At 63.0% G+C, this 16,670-nt stretch carries 18 protein-coding genes; 7 read left to right on the forward strand and 11 right to left on the reverse strand.

Annotated elements, in window-relative coordinates:
• Positions 1-72: 72 nt before the first annotated feature.
• Positions 73-939, reverse strand: coding sequence for an N-acetylmuramidase domain-containing protein (locus PCJ21_RS15825; RefSeq protein WP_269932375.1), 867 nt, complete (start codon positions 937-939; stop codon positions 73-75).
• 194 nt (positions 940-1,133) lie between these two features.
• On the opposite strand from PCJ21_RS15825, the gene trhO reads away from it, so the two are divergent.
• From trhO to PCJ21_RS15840, 3 genes are all read left to right on the forward strand, one after another.
• A complete protein-coding gene (gene trhO / locus PCJ21_RS15830) occupies positions 1,134-2,057 on the forward strand; it encodes an oxygen-dependent tRNA uridine(34) hydroxylase TrhO (protein WP_269932376.1) in 924 nt (307 codons plus the stop codon).
• A 98-nt stretch (positions 2,058-2,155) separates the two neighbouring features.
• Positions 2,156-2,920 (forward strand): tellurite resistance TerB family protein, encoded by a 765-nt coding sequence (locus PCJ21_RS15835; protein ID WP_269932377.1) that lies wholly within the window; start codon positions 2,156-2,158, stop codon positions 2,918-2,920.
• 298 nt (positions 2,921-3,218) lie between these two features.
• The gene (locus PCJ21_RS15840) at positions 3,219-3,974 is read left to right on the forward strand and encodes an SDR family oxidoreductase (RefSeq protein ID WP_269932378.1); all 756 of its coding nucleotides are present in this window, start codon (positions 3,219-3,221) and stop codon (positions 3,972-3,974) included.
• A gap of 6 nt (positions 3,975-3,980) precedes the next feature.
• On the opposite strand, the gene PCJ21_RS15845 is transcribed toward PCJ21_RS15840, so the two are convergent.
• Positions 3,981-5,165 (reverse strand): pyridoxal phosphate-dependent aminotransferase, encoded by a 1,185-nt coding sequence (locus PCJ21_RS15845; protein WP_269932379.1) that lies wholly within the window; start codon positions 5,163-5,165, stop codon positions 3,981-3,983.
• Between the two features lie 83 nt (positions 5,166-5,248).
• Between PCJ21_RS15845 and PCJ21_RS15850 the strand changes: the two genes are divergently transcribed.
• Both PCJ21_RS15850 and PCJ21_RS15855 read left to right on the forward strand, forming a co-directional pair.
• Positions 5,249-5,932 carry a GNAT family N-acetyltransferase gene (locus PCJ21_RS15850; RefSeq protein ID WP_269932380.1) on the forward strand — a complete coding sequence of 228 codons (684 nt, stop codon included), beginning with the start codon at positions 5,249-5,251 and terminating at the stop codon, positions 5,930-5,932.
• A gap of 112 nt (positions 5,933-6,044) precedes the next feature.
• Complete coding sequence (locus tag PCJ21_RS15855; protein ID WP_269932381.1) at positions 6,045-6,251, forward strand: hypothetical protein; 207 nt, start codon at positions 6,045-6,047, stop codon at positions 6,249-6,251.
• Positions 6,252-6,278: 27 nt separating this feature from the next.
• Here the strand turns inward: PCJ21_RS15855 and PCJ21_RS15860 are convergent, their stop codons facing one another.
• From PCJ21_RS15860 to PCJ21_RS15885, 6 genes are all read right to left on the reverse strand, one after another.
• Positions 6,279-7,340 (reverse strand): nickel/cobalt transporter, encoded by a 1,062-nt coding sequence (locus PCJ21_RS15860; RefSeq protein ID WP_269932382.1) that lies wholly within the window; start codon positions 7,338-7,340, stop codon positions 6,279-6,281.
• Between the two features lie 4 nt (positions 7,341-7,344).
• A complete protein-coding gene (locus tag PCJ21_RS15865; protein WP_269932383.1) occupies positions 7,345-8,010 on the reverse strand; it encodes a DUF1007 family protein in 666 nt (221 codons plus the stop codon).
• 74 nt (positions 8,011-8,084) lie between these two features.
• Positions 8,085-8,993 (reverse strand): LysR family transcriptional regulator, encoded by a 909-nt coding sequence (locus PCJ21_RS15870; protein WP_269932384.1) that lies wholly within the window; start codon positions 8,991-8,993, stop codon positions 8,085-8,087.
• Positions 8,994-9,239: 246 nt separating this feature from the next.
• Complete coding sequence (locus PCJ21_RS15875; protein ID WP_269932385.1) at positions 9,240-10,181, reverse strand: class I SAM-dependent methyltransferase; 942 nt, start codon at positions 10,179-10,181, stop codon at positions 9,240-9,242.
• A gap of 206 nt (positions 10,182-10,387) precedes the next feature.
• Positions 10,388-11,113, reverse strand: a complete 726-nt coding sequence (locus PCJ21_RS15880) for a class I SAM-dependent methyltransferase (protein WP_269932386.1) — start codon at positions 11,111-11,113, stop codon at positions 10,388-10,390.
• A 155-nt stretch (positions 11,114-11,268) separates the two neighbouring features.
• Complete coding sequence (locus tag PCJ21_RS15885; protein ID WP_269932387.1) at positions 11,269-12,462, reverse strand: amidase; 1,194 nt, start codon at positions 12,460-12,462, stop codon at positions 11,269-11,271.
• A gap of 547 nt (positions 12,463-13,009) precedes the next feature.
• On the opposite strand from PCJ21_RS15885, the gene odc2 reads away from it, so the two are divergent.
• Positions 13,010-14,143 carry an ornithine/lysine decarboxylase gene (gene odc2, locus PCJ21_RS15890; protein WP_269932388.1) on the forward strand — a complete coding sequence of 378 codons (1,134 nt, stop codon included), beginning with the start codon at positions 13,010-13,012 and terminating at the stop codon, positions 14,141-14,143.
• Between the two features lie 115 nt (positions 14,144-14,258).
• Complete coding sequence (locus tag PCJ21_RS15895; protein WP_269932389.1) at positions 14,259-14,825, forward strand: GNAT family N-acetyltransferase; 567 nt, start codon at positions 14,259-14,261, stop codon at positions 14,823-14,825.
• A gap of 327 nt (positions 14,826-15,152) precedes the next feature.
• Here the strand turns inward: PCJ21_RS15895 and PCJ21_RS15900 are convergent, their stop codons facing one another.
• From PCJ21_RS15900 to PCJ21_RS15910, 3 genes are all read right to left on the reverse strand, one after another.
• Positions 15,153-15,437, reverse strand: a complete 285-nt coding sequence (locus PCJ21_RS15900) for an SCP2 sterol-binding domain-containing protein (protein ID WP_442866028.1) — start codon at positions 15,435-15,437, stop codon at positions 15,153-15,155.
• Positions 15,438-15,646: 209 nt separating this feature from the next.
• Entirely contained in the window at positions 15,647-16,186 is a 540-nt protein-coding gene (locus PCJ21_RS15905; protein ID WP_269932390.1) for a hypothetical protein, read from the reverse strand.
• Positions 16,183-16,602: a hypothetical protein gene (locus PCJ21_RS15910; RefSeq protein WP_269932391.1), complete on the reverse strand. Its 420-nt coding sequence runs from the start codon at positions 16,600-16,602 to the stop codon at positions 16,183-16,185. Before PCJ21_RS15910 ends, PCJ21_RS15905 begins: the two co-directional genes overlap by 4 nt.
• Between the last annotated feature and the right edge of the window lie 68 nt (positions 16,603-16,670).

The following is a 16,670-nucleotide window of genomic DNA, read 5'->3' on the forward strand; positions in this document are numbered from 1 at the left end:
AACCGATTTAACAGACAGCGCTTACCGAGTCCACGAACCCGGCGGCGCAATGTTGCAGCTCAGGGCCGGGCACTAGGACCTGCCGAAAAGCCCGGTAAACCAACCCATCAGCGCCGACCACCAGCCGCTGGCCGGTCGCAACGCCTTGCGTAGCGCCGCCTGGGTACGGGGGCCGGCAATGCCGTCTGCCGCGAGGCCATATTCGGCCTGGAACTTCTGAACCGCCCTGGCGGTGCCGGGGCCGTATATGCCATCCGCGTCGACCGGATAGCCAAGCGCCAGCAAGGCCTCCTGCAGTTCGCCGACCAGTTCGCCGCGCGCGCCCACCTGCATCACGCGGTCGGAGGAGGAGGTGCCATCGACGTGCCGCTGATAGGCCTCGGCCAGCTTGATGTGGTAGGCGTTCTTGCGGAAGCCCGGCCCGTTGTAGCCGTGGCCGACGGCCTCCCAGTCGTGTCCGTTCAGCGCGTTGGCCAAACCTGCCTTGTCGATGTAGCGCGCCATCAGCCGGGCTTGGCCGGCAGCGCCCGAGCGCGCCTCGGCCACAAGGGCATCGACATTGTCGAAGCCAAGCCACAGCCAATGCGATCCCATGACCTGCCCAAGCCCCCAGGATGTCGACTCGTAGGCTGCCTGGTGATCAATCGCGGCGGCCCGCTCGATCATCTCCCAGCGCGCCGCCTGACTGCGCGGATTTGGGATAGCGCCCGTGTCGGGGGAGGCCAGCCCGCCGGCCCGCGCCATGTCCTGCTTGTGCCCGGAAAGCCGGCGGTCGAAATAGTGGCCTTCGAAGCGGATCAGCGGCTCGTTGCGGCCGTCGACCCTGGCAAACACCTGGCCGGCGCTCTCGATCTCGGCGATCGCCAGCAGCGCCGCCGGCTCGAGCCCGAACTCGCGCGCCGCCTTTTCGATCTCGACTGTCGTGTGTATGCTGAACATGCGTCTCGCGCTCCGATTGGTCGGTGCAATTGTCGTCCAACCATGCTGGAGGTGGAAAAATCTAGCACGCCTCGACGAAAAATTTCTGGACCAGGCTCCGAAGGCATTCTCGGCCAGATGGTCAACACATTGGATTTACATTGCTTTTGGCAGCGGATTGAAAAATGGCGGGCAAGGCGCTACGGGCTCACGCCATGACTCTTTCCACACCCAGCTTTCGTGTCGCCGCCCTCTACCGCTTCAGCCGGTTCGAGCAGTTCGAAGCCCTTCGCGCGCCGCTTGCCGACTTCTGCTGCAGCCGCGGCATCAAGGGTACGCTTCTGCTGGCCCGCGAAGGCATCAACGGCACCGTCGCCGGAACCAACGAGGTGATTGCCGAGCTCATCGCCTACATCGAGGCGATTCCCGCACTCGCAGGCCTGGAGCTGAAGTACAGCGCTGCAAGCGAAATGCCCTTCCACCGCATGAAGGTGCGTCTGAAGAGCGAGATCGTCACTATGGGTGTCGAGGGCATCGATCCGTTGAAAAGCGTCGGGGCCTATGTCGAGGCCGGCGACTGGAACGCGCTGATCTCCGATCCAGACACGATCCTCATCGACACCCGCAACGACTACGAGGTCTCGATCGGCACCTTCGCCGGCGCCATCGATCCGCAGACCAAGAGCTTCCGCGAATTCCCGGGTTGGGTCGAGGCGCATCGGGGCGAGATGGAAGGCAAGAAGGTCGCGATGTTCTGCACCGGCGGTATCCGCTGCGAGAAGGCGACAGCCTACGTCAAGTCGCTCGGCATCGACGAGGTGTTCCACCTCAAGGGCGGAATCCTCAAATATCTCGAAGACGTTCCGGCCGACCAGAGCATGTGGGAGGGCGAGTGCTTCGTGTTCGACGAGCGCGTCTCGGTTTCGCATGGCCTGGTCGAAGGCGAGGCGGAACTCTGCCGTGCCTGCCGTCATCCGCTGAAGCCGGAGGAACTGGCATCGCCGAAATTCCAGGCGGGCGTGTCGTGCCCGCATTGCTCCGAGGTGCGTAGCGAAGACGACCGCGCCCGCTATGCCGAGCGCCACCGGCAGGTCGAACTCGCCGAGCAACGCGGGGTGGGACCTCACATCGGCAGTTGAGCCGCCGGCCGCCGGCTATCGCCATTTTGGCCGCCGTCATTGTAATGTCGCGTTCGTCCGCCTACCTCACGGCGACCGACATACAACCGGAGGCACTGATGTTCGACCCCAAGAAGCTGCTCGACGATCTCCTGGGCTCCAAGATCCCTGGCACGGAATCCACCGTTCGTGACAAGGCGGGGCAGGCGACGCAACTCGCCAAGGACAACCCGCTGGCCGCCGGAGCACTGGTCGCCGTGCTGCTCGGCACCGGCACCGGACGCAAGGTCACCGGCTCGGCGCTGAAGATCGGCGGATTGGCAGCCATTGGCGGTCTCGCCTACAAGGCTTATCAGAACTACAAGGCCGGCAATGCGCCGGAGGCAACCGCGACCGCTCCGGACGCCGAACCGCAGCTTTTGCCGCCACCTGCCAATGACGCCTTCCACCCGCAGCAGGCGCCGCAGGGCGAGACCGAATTCGCGCTGACCCTGATCCGCGCCATGATCGCGGCAGCCAAGGCCGATGGGCACATCGACGACGAAGAGCGCAAGAAGATCGGCGACCGGCTGAGCCTTTCGGGTATCGGCCCCGAGGCCGAGCAGTTCGTGCGCTCGGAACTCGACGCGCCGCTCGATCTCGACGCCATCGTCGCCGCGGCCCAGACCGATGCGCAGAAGGTGGAACTCTACACTGCCTCGCGCCTGGCGATCGATCCCGATACGCGCGCCGAGCGCGGTTATCTCGACCTGCTGGCCGGCCGGCTGAAGCTGCCGGACGCACTGGTCGACCATGTCGAGGCGACCGTTTCGAGCGTCAAGGTGCCGATCGAGGCATCCGCCAATCCTGCCGCCACCAACCCCCAGGTCAATCCGCGCTGGTGAGGCGGCGGCGGGAGGGCGCGCAAGGCCGCTAAAAGGCCGATATTCGCGTTAAGGATTTGTTAACCGAGCAAGCGCATCATTTTCCTACTCGGATCGGCTCTCCTCCTCCCAAGCACGGTTCGATGAAAAACTGGGCGGTCGCCAATGACCGCCCTTTTTCTGTGTCTCTCCCGCACATCAACCGAACAGCTCTTCAAGCAAAAACCAATCTGGTCTTGCCTGGAGCGAGGTTCTAGACTGCAGGCGCTACCAAAGATCTGCCACCGGCGATCGGTTTTGCGCAGGGAGGAGCTTAATCATGTCGAGCAACAGGGTCGCAGTGGTTACCGGCGCCGGCAAGGGCATCGGCAAGGCGGTGGCGACAGCCTTGCTGCAGGATGGCTGGAACACTGTGTTTTGCGGGCGCAGCCGGGCCGCGCTGGACGGGGCAATTGCGGACGCGGGCAAGACCGACGCCAGGGCGTTGGCCGTGGTCTGCGACGTCACCAGGCCCGATCAGGTCGACGACATGTTCGAGACCATCACCGAAGCCTTCGGCCGGGTCGACCTGCTCTTCAACAATGCCGGCATGGGCTACAAGGCCTCGACCATCGATGAGATACCCGTCGAGGCGTGGAACGATGTCCTGGCGGTCAACCTGACCGGCACCTTCCTGTGCTCGCGCGCCGCGTTCGCCGCGATGCGCCGGCAAGAGCCGATGGGCGGCCGCATCATCAACAACGGCTCGGTTTCGGCGCACGCGCCGCGGCCGGGGTCGGTTCCCTACACGGCGACCAAGCACGCGATCACCGGCCTGACCAAGACGTTGGCGCTGGACGGCCGGCCGTTCGACATCGCCTGCGGCCAGATCGACATCGGCAATGCGCTGACCGAGATGGCCGTCCCGATGACGATCGGCGTCCAACAGGCGAACGGGGCGATTGCGCCCGAGGCGACCATGGACGTCGCACGCGTCGCCGAGGCGGTGGTCTACATGGCCGGCCTGCCGCTCGACGCCAATGTGCTGTTCATGACCGTCATGGCGACGAAGATGCCCTATGTCGGGCGCGGCTGAGCCGGACTATTTCGCCAGGAACGCCTCGATCCGTTCCAGTGCGCGCAGGATGTTCTCCTCGGAGTTGGCGTAGGAGAGCCTGATGTAGCCTTCGCCGAGCACGCCGAAGTCCGGTCCGCCGATGAGGGCGACGCCGGCCTCTTCCAGTAACGCCGAAGCAAGCTTCTTGGCCTTCCAGCCGGTGTCGGCGATGTTGGGGAAGGCGTAGAACGCGCCTTTGGGCGTGACGCAGGAAATGCCCGGGATGGCGTTCAGCCCCTCGACGACGGTCCTGCGGCGCCTGTCGAAGGCGCGCATCATCGTGTCGACATCGTCCTGGGGGCCGTCGATCGCGGCAATGCCGGCGAACTGGCTCGGCGCGTTGACGCATGACCAGCAATTGACGGCGAGCTTGCGCACCTTGTCGTAGAGGTGGCCGCCCTGTGGGCCGTTCGGCCAGATCGACCAACCCATGCGCCAGCCGGTCATGGCCCAGGTCTTGGACCAGCCGTTGAGCACGATCAGCCGGTCGCGGATATCGGGGAACTGCAACAGCGAGCTGTGGCGTTCACCGTCATAGGTCATGACGTCGTAGATTTCGTCGGACAGGATCGCAACGCCGGGATGCGCTTCCAGGCCCTTGACCAGCTTGGCGATCTCGATGCGCGGGGTGACGCCGCCGGTCGGGTTGGCTGGCGAATTGAGGATCAGAAGTCGCGTCTTTGGCGTGATCAGCGACAGGGTTTCCTCGGCCGAGAAGGCAAATCCATTGGCCTCGCGCACCGGCACAGGCACGGGAACGGCGCCGGTGAACTCGATCATCGAGCGATAGATCGGAAATCCGGGATCGGGATAGAGGATTTCAGCGCCCGGTTCGCCGAACATCAGGATGGCGGCGAACATCGTCGGCTTGCCGCCGGGCATGATCATGATGCTCTCAGGCGAAACCTCGACGCCGGTGGTCGTCAAGGTCCGCCGCACCACGGCCTCGCGGGTCGCCAGCAGTCCGTTGGCCGGGGTGTAGCCGTGGTGGCCGTCGCGCATCGCCTTGATCGCCGCCTCGACGATGTGATCGGGGGTGCGGAAGTCCGGCTGGCCAATGCCGAGATTGACGATGTCACGTCCCGCGTGGAGCAGGGCTGTCGCGCGGGCCAGCACGGCGAAGGCGTTTTCCTCGCCGAGGCGGTCGAAGGCGGCAATCGTTTGGAGCATTGCGGTCACCCGTCTGGTTCTGTCGCGCGTTTGTGATTTTTGCGAGACTGGTGCCAATCATGTCAAACGAATTGGAGACATCCTTGTCGGAGAACCTTCAGGACTGGAAGCCGCGACCGCGGCCCGAGCGCACAGCGATCGAAGGCCGTTACGTCAGGCTCGAGCCGCTCGATGCGGCAAAGCATGGCAGCGCCCTGTTCGAGATGGCGACGGCGCAGGATGCCGAAGGCCGCTTCCGCTGGCTGTTCGACACCAAGCCGGCGACGCGTGCCGACTTCCAGCCCTGGCTCGACAAGTCCGCAGCCAGCGAGGATCCGCTGTTCTTCGTGGTCATCGACAAGGCGAGCGGCAAGATAGCCGGACGCCAGACGCTGATGCGCATCGATCCGACCTATGGCGTCATCGAGATCGGCAACATCTACTGGAGCGGCATCGTCGCGCGCAAACCAGCGGCAACCGAGGCGCAGTTCCTGTTTGCACGCTACGCCTTCGACCTCGGCTACCGCCGCTACGAATGGAAGTGCAACAACCGCAATGAGCCGTCGAAACGCGCCGCCGAGCGCTTCGGCTTCAAGTTCGAAGGCATCTTCCGCCAGCACATGGTGGTGAAGGGCGAGAACCGGGATACCGCCTGGTACGCGATCATCGACAAGGAATGGCCCGCGCTCAAGCAGGCCTACGATGCATGGCTCGATCCTGCGAACTTCGACGCCAAGGGCCAGCAGAAGCGCCGGCTCGAGGATTTCCGGGCCGAATTCGGCGCCTGAGACGATTTGGCCGGATAGCTCCGGCGGACATTCACTGGAGCGCATCCGCTAAAAGTGCTAGCCGGTCGCAGCCTGGCACTTTGCTGCCGATGATCGAACGGAAGATTTGCCGATGGATACCAAAAGCCGAAATTCAGCAGTCGCCGCTGCCGTCATCCTGGCATGCTTCGGCATCGTCGGCTACTTCCTGCCCAAGATCATGGTGGCGGTCGGCAACTATTCGACGGTTGCCGCCGGCGTGATTGCCGCGGCATTCGTTCTGGCCTTTTTCGCGGTCTTCTGGCTGCGGGGCCGCAGCCAGCGCAAGAAAGGCGTCTGATCGGCTGTCGGATACCGGCCGTCAGCCTCAGGCGCTGAGGCTTGCCGCCAAAAGCGTCAGACCCAGCAGCAGCACCAGCGCTGCACCACCGATCTCGATCGCGTTGTGGACGCGGTTTCCGGCGCGCCCGTCGCCGGCGACGGCGACTGCCCAGTTCTTGGCGGTGACAGCCATAATGGCGAGGGCCGATACGGTGATCGCGGTGCCGAGCGCCATGGCGAACACCGACAGGATGCCGCCGGCCCACAGGCCGTTGAGGAAGGCGAACGACAGCACGATCAGCGCACCGGAGCAGGGCCGGATGCCGACGGCAGCGACCGCCGACCAGGCTGTGCGCCAGTCGAAGTGCCTGCCTTCGAGCCTCTTCGGGTCAGGCGCGTGCGCGTGGCCGCAGGTCGAGCAGACCTCGGCGTGATGATGATGCCCATGGTCGTGATGCGCGTGGTGATCGTGTGAATGGTCGTGGTCGTGATGCGCGTGATCGTGGCCGGCATGCGCTGCCGACAGGCTGTGCGCCGGCGTCGAACCAGCAAGGCCGAAGGCCATCGGCCGCAGCTTCTTCCACAACAGCCAGGCGCCAAACGCTGCGATCAGGGCGTAGCTGACCGTCTCGAGGAACCAGGTGGCATTGGTCATCGACACGGACGTTCCACGCAGCACCAGAAACACCAGCGCCATCAGGACCACCGCCGTCAGGCCCTGAAGGAAGGCCGAAACGAACGACAGCACGACGCCGCGCCGCAAGGCCACTTCGTTGGCCAGCATGTAGGACGAGATGACCGCCTTGCCGTGACCGGGGCCGGCGGCATGGAAGATGCCATAGGCAAACGACAGGCCAACCAGCAGCCATGTGCCGCCGCTCTCGCCATCGCGCATCGCCTTCAGCGAGCCGGTCAGCGAACGGTAGAACTGCTGCTGATGCACGTTGATCCAGTTCAGCAATCCGGAAAACAGGCCGGTCGAAGGCACCACCGCCTCGTTGGTGCCGATGCCGAGCGAGCTTTGGGCATGGGCGTGGCCGGCGAAATGGCTGAGCACGTAGCTGAGCGCCAAGAGGGCGAATATCACGCGAACTGTGGTCTTCTTCACCTGATTACCCCTTGGCCTGGCAGTTCAATTCCAGCTTGGTGGCAAAAATCTTGCTCATGTCGGTGCCGGACGGGTCGTTGAAGAAGGCATCGGTGAGGCTTGCCTGGTTCTGTGCGAGCGCTTCGTCGGGGTCGGGCCGGATCACTTGCTTGGTGCAGATCGACGGCAGGTCGGCGACGGAGAGGTTGCTGTCTTCGGTGAAGTCGATCGCCGTGTAGAAGGTCGGGTCGTAGACGCCGAAGTCGATCTTGCCGGCGAGTTGCAACGGCTCCTTCGGCTCGGTCTCGAACAGGATGATCAGTTGCTGATCTTCGAAATTCGCCACCAGATTGGCCGGCGGTTTCATCGCCACATCCTTGCCGCCGGCGGTGACGACCTGGAAATAGTTGAACTCGCCGATCGACTCGAACACCGTCTTCGACACTTCCGCCAGTTCGGTATCGTCCAGCTGGAGATCGGCGTTCTTGTCGAACTCCATCAGCACAGTGCTGGAAAACAGGTCGTCGAAACGCCACAGATGGCGCAGCGACTTCACCGTCTTGTCGGGATTGAGCATGACGTCGAGCCGGGCCTCGGCGAAGACGTGCGGGTGGACGCTCGCCGGCATGGTCATGGCCAGCAAGGCCACGGCCGCCGTGGCCAGAAGCGTCGTTCGTCTTTTCAGAATCATTGCGGCTGCCCGGGAATTCTTCGGCGAGGCCGAGAGTTATCAAAAACAGGGCGAAAGTGGGACGCGGCGCTCAACTAACTGGCATGATCGCAAGGATTGGTCTTGAACCATTGCACCAGGAAGTCGACGAAGACGCGGATCTTGGCGGGCAGGTAACGGCGGTGCGGGTAGACGGCAAAGATACCGCCGCCGGAGAGCCGGCGGTCGTCGAGCGCCGGGATCAGCCTGCCTGCGTCGATGTCGGGCGCCGCGATGAAATCAGGCAGGATGGCGAAGCCGAGCCCGGCAACGGCGGCGGCGCGCGCCGCGAGCGGGCTGTTGACCTCGATCGGGCCGCTGACGCCGACGGTGATGGTGTCGCCGGCGTCGCCGACGAACGGCCAGTTGGAGAGCCAGCGGCCATTGGTGTCGATGATGCAGGGGATGTTTGCGAGATCAGACGGCTTCTGCGGCATGCCGTATTTTTCGATCAGCTCGGGCGAGGCGCACAGCCGGATGCCGAACGGCGCCAGCCGCCGCGCGATCAGCGATGAATTCTCCAGCCGCGAGATGCGAATGGCCAGATCGAAGCCTTCTTCCACGAGATCGACGAAACGGTCGTCGAGGTGGATTTCGAGCACGATGTCGGGATGCTCCCTGGCGAAGTCGATCAGCGACCGGCCGATGGGCGCATCGGCGAAGGTGCGCGGCGCCGACAGCTTGATGCGGCCGCGCACGTCGCCGGAGGATTCGCGCACCGCGTCGGCCAGGCTGTCGACCTCGCGGATGATCTCGGAGGCGCGCCGATAATAGGTGTGGCCGGCCTCGGTCAGCGAGAACTGCCGCGTGGTGCGGTTGAGCAGCAGCGCGCCGAGCTCGTCCTCGAGCTCGCGGACATATTTCGACAGCAGCGCCTTGGAGCGGCCGATCTTGCGCGCCGCGGCCGAAAAGCCCTCGGCTTCAACCACGTCGATGAAGGCGCGCATGCGCGTGAGTGTGTCCATGTGCCTGCGGCCTCGTTCAAAAATCGGCTACGACAACGCTAGGATTGTTCACACCTGGGGGTCAAGCGGCTTGGTGTCCAGCCGTCGTGCCTCGCAGGCTGGGGTGCATGACGTTCAGTTGAAGGCCTGGACGTTGAGTCCGTCGAACCTGCCAGCCGCCAGGTCCTTCTTCTTGATGGTCATCAGCACCAGGCTGGCGACGTCACATCCAGCCCAACACGGGCTCATGGTGCGTCGCGGAAGTGATCATCCAGCGTCCCACACTTTGGCGCGCGTAGATAGAACTGCCCTTAATGCCGTGGCTTGCTGGTCAGTCATGTAGCCATCTATGACCACCAAACCGTCAGTGCCGGCCACGCCTTTTGCAAGTTCGCCAATGTAGGCATTCGTCAGGCCAACCTCATCAATCCCCTCATAAACTTCCGTAAGACCGTATGGGCGCGCCTTCGAGAAAATATACTTTTCCAACTCCGAATGCTGATGCTTTGCAGTCATCATTCGGCTTAGAAACATGTCGAGCGAAATGATCTTTGTCGCCGCGCGAGACATCGCGGTGGCCGCAACTGATTTTCCTTTGCCTGTAGGCCCACGCAGAAGGACTACTTCAGGCATTTTTTTCGCGCAGTGATAGATGCTGCGGGGAATGGGGTCGCTACCAACAAGCTCAGGAGTCGCAATCTGCCGAAACGCGAAGCCCGCCAGCAAGTGTTCTTCAAGGAATCGAAGGCTCGGGTACCAAAGTGCCCCGTCGTGACGTTGAATGCGGGTCATTTCTTTACTGTGGTCGTAATTTACTCCGCATTCCAGAATAAGTACGCCATTAGGAGATAAACTCGCGGCTACCTGCTGCAAAACGTGCAGTGGGTCCAGTTCGTAATGCATAGCTGATGTCCAGAGTACCAAGTCGAAAGGCCCCTGGGGAAGCTTTTGCCAACCTTGCTCTATGAACTGAACTCTGCCGTCCCCCCCATAAAGTTCCTTGGCGATAGCCAAAGCGGAGGACGACATGTCAATCCCAACAACACGGCTGGCGCCCCTGCTCGCGGCAACATTGCAAAAGAAGCCCTCATTGCAGCCCATGTCCAGGACGGCTTGACCTGTGAGATTGTCCGGTATTTTTAACCTCCCGAGTCGGTGGGAGGAATCTGTCATGCCCTTCTGGTCGGGTGAATGAGTTTGGTATCTCATGTAGTTTCTCTGCCTTTTGCGATGCGGAGCATAATGCCCCCTGTCGTTTGCTATGCCTAAGAAACCTTCCTCAGGCATACATCCGGTCAATAACGTTGCGCTGAGAATGCCATGCAGGGGAAGACAGGCCAATTTCTCATCATCTGTACTCGCAGTTCATCAGAGAAAATCGATTTTATCTTCGAGTTCATTTCCATCCAGAGTGGTCACGCTCCCTTTGTTGCCAGATAAACTTCGGTAAATTCCCCAATGATTCCGCAGTGATGATCGTGCCATCGCATCACTTCCACGTCCATCCCCGACCATTCGTGGATCATCTCGGCTAAGTCGTAGCCGTAATAGAAGGTGACTAGCGAACCGGCATCGCTGATGGGGTTGCCATGATACTCGGGTTCGGCGTAGTGCTCGACAGTGCCGTCGGGCTTGTACAGCGCCCGCCTCTCGCTGGCGACCCGGTCCTTGTAGGTCGGCACCGTGAAGAGATAGGCACCGCCCGGCCTAAGCGTCCTCGCGACTTCGCGCAGCACGTCGGCCGGTTGGTTCACATGCTCCATCACGTCTAAGGTGACGACTAGGTCGAAGCTCTCGTCGGCGAAAGTCTGGAGTTCCAAATTCTCGTTCCGGAAGCCCTCGATCTGCTTCGCGAGCGGTTTATCCGGGAAAAACTGCGAGGCCACATAGCGTGGGCATTCGCGCTTGAGCTTTGGCGAGATGCCGCGTAGGCCGGGCGAAGATTCGTGGATGGTCAGCTTGCGCCAGTCCGGGAAGCGGCGCGTCAGGACCAGCGCCAGCGCGCGCTCGCGCGGGATCGACCCGCAACCAGAACACAGCAGGTGATCGCGGTACCAGTCGTGCTGCGCGGTAAACTTCGATGGTGCCTCGCAGATGGGGCAGTAGCCGGCACGGCTGTAAACTGGAGAGTGCTGGTTCATGAGAGGGTTCCTCGGTCTGTAGCCGCGTTCGATCGGCCCGTTTCGATCCACTTGTGAGTCCGATCGAGTCCTTTGTCGAGAGGGTACTGCGGGCGCCACGCACCTTAACGGCCCACGCAGCCAAATCGTCACCGACCAGCTGTTGCACGGTTCCGTCAGCCTTGCGCGTGCAGGATCTTGCGTCCGAGCTCGATCAGGGCGAGGTCGCTTCCGGCGGGGCCGAGCAGCGAAAGGCCGAACGGCGCGCCATCCACCTTGCCGATGGGCAGGGTGATCTGCGGCAGGCCTGACAGGCCCGACAAGCACAAAAGCATCAGCGCGCGTTCGCGATAGGCCAAAAGCCCTTCAGGCGTCCCGCTGGCCAGCGGCGCCGCCCCCGGCACTGTCGGCAGAAGCAGGAAGCCATCGTCGCCGAGCATCGCGGCGAACTCGCCGCGGAAGGTGGCGCGCCTGGCTGCCTCGGCGACGTAGTCGGCCTTGGTCACGCTTGCGCCGAATGCGAAGCGGTCCTTGACCCCGGGGCCGAGGTCGCGCTCGCCCGATGATATCCAGGCGCCATGCGATTGCCATGCCTCGTAGGCCTGAGTTCTGCGGAAGCACCAGTAGAGTTCGTCCGCCGACATCGAAAACCTGCTCGGCGACAATTCGGCAACTCCGAGGGCAGCTTCGGCCTGCTTGCGCATGCGCCCGTATTCGGCGGCCTCGGCAGGCCCAAGGACCAGCGCATCCACGGTGGCAAGCGCCAGCGGCCGGGTGAGGTGGGAGCGATGCGCATCGCTGCCGATCAGCTGTCTTGCGACCATGGCGTAAGTGTCGATGTCACGCGTGAACCAGCCGAACGTGTCGAAGCTCGGGGCGAGGTCCATGGCCCCGTCGAGCGAAATCAGGCCGTGCGTCGCGCGCAGGCCGATCAGCCCGCAGAAGCTTGCGGGCGCGCGGATCGAGCCGCCTGTGTCGGAGCCGATGGCAATGTCGGCCAGGCCAGCTGCTACCGCTGCCGCCGAACCCGAAGACGAGCCGCCGGGGACGCGCTCGGGGGCTGCCGGGTTGATGGGGTGCGGGTAGTGGGCGTTCTGCCCCATCAGCGAAAAGGCAAGCTCGTCCGTTTGCGTCTTGCCGACGAATCGGGCGCCGGCATCGAGCAGCTTTTGAACCGATTGCGCGGTTTTCGTCGCTGGTTTGCCGCTGGCAGCCTTTTGCAGGTTGCCGCAACCGGTCACCAGGCCTTCAACATCGTAGATGTCCTTGACCGCCAGGCGCAGCCCCAAGAGCTCTCCAGTTTCACTATTTAGAACAGTGACTTGCGGTACATCGAGAAAAGCGTTGAATGGGTCGGACGTCACGAGCATCGTTCGAAACCTGTTTACGATGTTTCCAGCATTGTTCGACGATTGAATTTTTTCAACCCGCCATGAGATTTTAATTGATTGTGACGGCCGCGAGCCATATATCCGCGCTTGCCCAAAGTCGCACGTGCCTGTGGGTGTCCGCCGATCCCTCGAATGGCGAGGAAATCGGTAAGGTAACTGGAGCTAACCCCTCCAGTCGATTTAGCGGCCAACCGCAAAATCGAGGACACCTTGAAGCAACGACGGTGCGGGCCTTTCTGGTTCTCTTCCGGCTGTCCAAAAGCCGGGGTTACTGAAGAGGCACACCTTCATTGCCGGCAGTGCGGAACGGGTCTCCCATTTCCAAGCCAAGGCAGACAAAGCGAACCGAAGCCGGGCTGGCCTAGGTTCACCGCCGCGTGAAGCGCATTTGTGGTTCCAGGGTCTCCACAGGCTGGTTCCATCAAGCAGCGATCATGTCTTTGTCCACCGCGGGATTCTGCGGCCGGGAACGGCTGTCCCGCAGCTTGATGATCTTGCGCGGCAGGACCGCGCGATGGAGAGACCTATGGCCACTCAGCGCATCCTCGACTTCCTCGCCACCCGACGTCCGTCCGGCCCCTGCCTCGTGGTCGACCTCGACGTCGTGCGCGACAATTTCCGCGCCTTCGAAAAGGCTCTGCCTGACTCCAAGATCTACTACGCCGTGAAGGCGAATCCGGCGCCGGAGATCCTGCGCCTGCTCGCCGGCATGGGCTCGTCCTTCGACACTGCTTCGGTGACTGAAATCGAGATGGCCATGGACGCCGGCGCTCCGGCCGAGCGCATCTCGTTCGGCAACACCATCAAGAAGGAGCGCGACATCGCGCGCGCCTTCGAGCTCGGCATCCGCCTGTTCGCCGTCGATAGCGCCGAAGAGGTCGAGAAGGTGGCGCGCGCCGCTCCCGGCGCCCGCGTGTTCTGCCGCGTCCTGACCGATGGCGAAGGCGCCGAATGGCCGCTGTCGCGCAAGTTCGGCTGTGTGCCGGCGATGGCTGTCGACGTCCTGCGCCTGGCCAAGTCGCTCGGCCTCGACGCCTATGGCGTGTCGTTCCATGTCGGCTCGCAGCAGACCGACCTGACGGCATGGGACCGTGCACTGGCTGACGCCAAGATGGTGTTCGCCAAGCTTGCCGAAGAAGGCATCATGCTCGGCATGGTCAACATGGGCGGCGGCTTCCCGACGCGTTACCTCAAGGACGTGCCGGCGGCGCAGGCCTACGGCCAGGCCATATTCGACTATCTGAGCAAGCACTTCGGCAACAGCCTGCCCGAGACCATCATCGAGCCGGGTCGCGGCATGGTGGGCAACGCCGGCGTCATCAAGTCGGAAGTCGTGCTGATCTCGAAGAAGGCCGACAACGACAACGTGCGCTGGGTGTTCCTCGACATCGGTAAGTTCGGCGGCCTCGCCGAGACGATGGACGAAGCCATCCGCTATCCGATCGTCACCGATCGCGACGGCGGCGAAGTTGCGCCGTGCGTGCTTGCAGGCCCGACCTGCGATTCCGCCGACGTCATGTACGAAAAGACGCCGTATCCACTGCCCGTGTCGCTGACTATCGGCGACGAGGTGCTGATCGAGGGCACGGGCGCGTACACGACGACCTACTCGTCGGTCGCCTTCAACGGCTTCGAGCCTCTCCGATCCTACGTGATCTGACGGCTCGAAACGGCGCCTGGCGCCAGAGCCGATCAGATCACCCCGACGGGCGTGCCTTGGCGCGTCCGATCGGGTTCGCTTGTGGAACACATCTCCGCTCGTGAAGGATCGGGAAATGCATACTGAAATCGAAAAAGACACCTCCACCGACATCGTCATCGTCGCCGAAACCGTAGCCGACATCCCAGCGCGCGAGGCCCTTCTCGACCGCGCCATGGGCCCGAAGCGGCGCAAGAAGTCGTCGGAGAAACTGCGCCGCGGCCGCCGCCCCTCCGAGGGACTGGCGCTGATCGCACGCAGCGCCGAAGGCACGGTTGTCGGCACCGTACGGCTTTGGGACGTGCGGTTGGGCGAGGGCGGCCCGGCGGCGCTGCTGCTTGGCCCGCTTGCCGTCGATCAAACGATGAAGAGCGCGGGCATCGGCTCGGCGCTGATGCACTCGGCAATTGCCGAAGCGGGGCGGCTCGGGCACCGGGCCATCCTTCTGGTCGGCGATGCGCCCTACTATGCACGCTTCGGCTTCAGCGCCGAAAAGACCGGACAGCTTTCGATGCCCGGCCCCTATGAGCGCGAGCGCTTCCTGGCACTGGAACTCGTGGCGGGTTCGCTCGACGGCGCGAAGGGCGTGCTGAAAGCTGCCGGGCGCAAGCTGAAGGCCGAGCGCGCGCGCCTCGCCGCCTGAACCCAAGACGGACGGGGAGGGGCTTGGCCTCTTCCCACAAGGCAAATTCGATCCTGAACAAGTTTCGACGCAAGGCTAGAGCATCGGCCCGAAAATCGGACCCGATTTTCGGAAAGCACGATGCGCCAACTCAGTAAATTAGAGCGTCCTTTGTGCGTCCATGCGGACGCACGGCGCTCTGTGCCGCGGGCAGGGCTGCCGCGTCACTTATGCCGTTTGGGGGTAGGGAATTTGCGCCTCAAGGCGCGATGGCGGCAACACACACGGCGCGCCCAGCAGGATTATCAACCCCTCCCGGCGCTTGGCGGGAGGGGTTGAAAGAACTTGTCAGCCGAGCAATTTGCTCAGGCCCATGGCGACGGTCATGTCGCCCTCGACCTTGATCTTGCCAGTCATGAAAGCCATCGTCGGGTTCAGGTCGCCCGAGATCAGCGACTCGAGGTTGTCCAGCGACAGCTTGATGGTGCAATCGGCCGGGCCGTCGGTGGTCGAAAGGACGCCGTTGTCGATGACGATGACGCCGTCGGCGCCAGTGTCGAACTTCACCGAACGGTCGAAGCCGGAACTCTCGACCTTGGCCTTGATCTTGTCCGCGACTGCCTGAATGCTCATGGCTCTCTCCTGATCTGTACGTGAAGGCGCCCGGGCGCCCAGCCTCCCCGGACCATTTCCGGACAATGCCGGCCGCGTCGCAGGATGCCAATGCCTATAGCTGGCATCTTACGTTAACGTCAATGCTGATCTGTTCATGCGACATCGACGCCCCCTGACCGGCCAAGCTGCAGGCCAGTCTTTGCACGGCACAAAAGCGCTGTGCGGCATCAATGCGCGGAAGCGGACGCCTCTTCGGCCGGCGCGGGAGCCTTCGCAGCCTCTGCCGCAGCCGTCCGTCGCTGGCGCACGGCGTTGTCTCGAATGTCGTCCGGGGTCAGGAAGTCGATCTGTTCGACCAGAACCTCGTGCACCATCTTCTCGCCGACGCGCTCGTTGATGCTGTCGCGCACGCTGTTGCGAAAGGCGTCGAGGTCGAGCTTGTCGTACTGGGTGAAGTCGATCTGCGGATTGCCGTAGAGATACGAATAGACCTGGTCGACAATCAGCGATTCAGGCGGGACCGACATCTTGGCGACCTGCTTGGGCTCGACCGTATAGACGAGACGGGCCAGGAAGTAGCCATGGACGCGATCCCCCTTTAGCAGCGGCACGGAAATGACGTCGGTCTTGACGTAATCAAGACCGCCGAGCAGCGCCTTTTGTTCCTCTGTCGCCGGCGGCTTGTTGGCGGCCGCCTGGAACGAATAGAAGACCGCGCCGATGGTCACGGCGACAATCCAGAGCGCCGCCGCGATAAACTTGATCACCGCGCCCACCCGAATTCGCTGGCCGAGTAGGTGCCGTCAGCTTCGGAACGCTGGATGGCGTCCTTGAGCAGTCCGGCGACCTCGCCGACCGCGCTGAGATGGGCAAGGATGGCACGTTCGTTGGCGGCCAGCTTGTCGCGCAGGCGTTCGACTCCAACCTTGAGTTCGCCCGGGAAATCGCTGTCGACCAGGCCTTTCGTCGCCCGGGTCAATTCGTAGAGATAGCGGCTCTTGCGCGCGTTCGACGCCTTGATGTCGAAGCGGATGTCAGTGCGGATCGCGGCGGTCTCTTCTTCGACCGCTTCCTCGATACGGGTGAGGATCGCATCGAGGTTGCCGGGGCGCGCAGCCTGCGCGGTATCGGCTGCGTCTGCCATGGCCGGGAGGTTCGGCCGGTATTCGGTAAGGTCCGACATTGTTTTACCCTCTACTTCTTCGTGTCAGTGGCGGAGCTATCCGGGCCGCTCCCGAGCGACCTGACCAT

Origin of the sequence: Aminobacter sp. HY435 (assembly GCF_027568395.1) — a bacterium.
Lineage (GTDB): Bacteria > Pseudomonadota > Alphaproteobacteria > Rhizobiales > Rhizobiaceae > Aminobacter.